The organism is Marinobacter sp. F4206, from assembly GCF_019392195.1.
Taxonomy (GTDB): domain Bacteria; phylum Pseudomonadota; class Gammaproteobacteria; order Pseudomonadales; family Oleiphilaceae; genus Marinobacter.
In genome coordinates, this window is the sequence record NZ_JAHXKI010000009.1 from 1 (window position 1) to 1272 (window position 1272).

Below are 1272 nucleotides of genomic sequence, written 5' to 3' on the forward strand. Positions count from 1 at the left end.
TGGTATTCCCCCAAATAAATGGACACGCTTCCATCAGTTAGCGCCCTCGAACTCCAGCGGACTCCGGTAGCCAAGGCTACTGTGCAGACGTTCGGTATTATAGAAGCGCTCAATATAGTGTTTTATATGGTGTCTTAATTGGCGAAGGGTGACAAAGCTGGTTGCGTGCAGCAGTTCTCCTTTCAGGCTTTTAAAGAAGGACTCCACCTCGGCATTGTCCGTGCAGTAGCCCGGTCGGCTCATGCTGTGAACAATGTGGTGGCGGGCAAGCGTATCGCGCATTTTAAGGGCCCTGAACTCGGTCCCCCGGTCGGTATGCAGCAACAGACCAGGCGGCGGTGAGCGGTCCGCCAGGGCTTGTTTAAGGGCGCCGCTGGATAGCTCGCCGTTCAAACTGGCCTCTAACTTCCAACCCACGATACGGCGCGAGAACAGGTCGAGGACAACGGCCAGAAACACGTTCTTCCGCCCCATCTTGATGTAGGTGACATCGCTGCTCCATTGCTGGTTCACGGTCACCGGCTTCTCCGTGGCCAGGCGATAGTTCGGCCAAGCTCTCAAGAGGGCTCGCCGGGTGAGCAGACGCCGATAGATCCGGTAGGTTCGAGCCTTCATGCCCCACTCCCGCATCAAACGGGCCACCCGGTTTTCTCCAACCTGAACGCCTTGGCTTTTCAGGGTTTGATAGACCTTGGGACTGCCATAGCGGCCTTCACTATCGTTAAAGATCCTGCGTATCTTGAGCAACAGATCCGCGTTCTCCATCGATCGTTTACCAGGCTTTCGGTTGGCCCAGACGTAGTACCCAGAGCGTGAAACGTTCAAGTGACGGCACAGGGCTTTTACGCCGTGTTCCCGTCGGTGCTGCCAGACGAATCGGAACGCTTCCGTCGTTCCTCGGCCTGAAAACGTTGAAACTTTTTTAGGATGTCGTTTTCCTCCTGAAGCTCCGCTATACGGCGTTTCAGGCGAGCAATTTCATCCTGCTCCTGGATCTTCTTCTTGGCGTCGGCTGGCGCCTTCTTCACCCGTTTCATAGCGAACTTTCCTTCGCGGTATTCCTTTCGCCAGCGTGACAGCATGAAGGGGTGAATATCCAGCGCTTCGGCAACGCTTTTGACACTGCGATGGGCCTGGTGACTCCATTCCACCGCTTTGACTTTGAACTCAGTGGTGTACTTCTGAGTTTTCTTCCCAGTGAGCATCTTCGGCATCGTAGCTCTCCTGTTTCGGAGTTATCGATGCGTGTCTATTGAAGTGGGGGAAGTGCAG

1 protein-coding gene and 1 pseudogene are annotated in these 1272 nt (G+C 55.0%); both read right to left on the reverse strand.

The genetic code is table 11. The features are described 5' to 3' along the window. Window positions 1–33 precede the first annotated feature (33 nt). Window positions 34–864, reverse strand: a pseudogene (locus tag KZO34_RS18560) (IS3 family transposase); the annotation flags it as partial. Next, window positions 843–1214: a transposase gene (locus KZO34_RS18565; protein WP_219478486.1), complete on the reverse strand. Its 372-nt coding sequence runs from the start codon at window positions 1212–1214 to the stop codon at window positions 843–845. The pseudogene KZO34_RS18560 and the gene KZO34_RS18565, both read right to left, overlap by 22 nt. Between the last annotated feature and the right edge of the window lie 58 nt (window positions 1215–1272).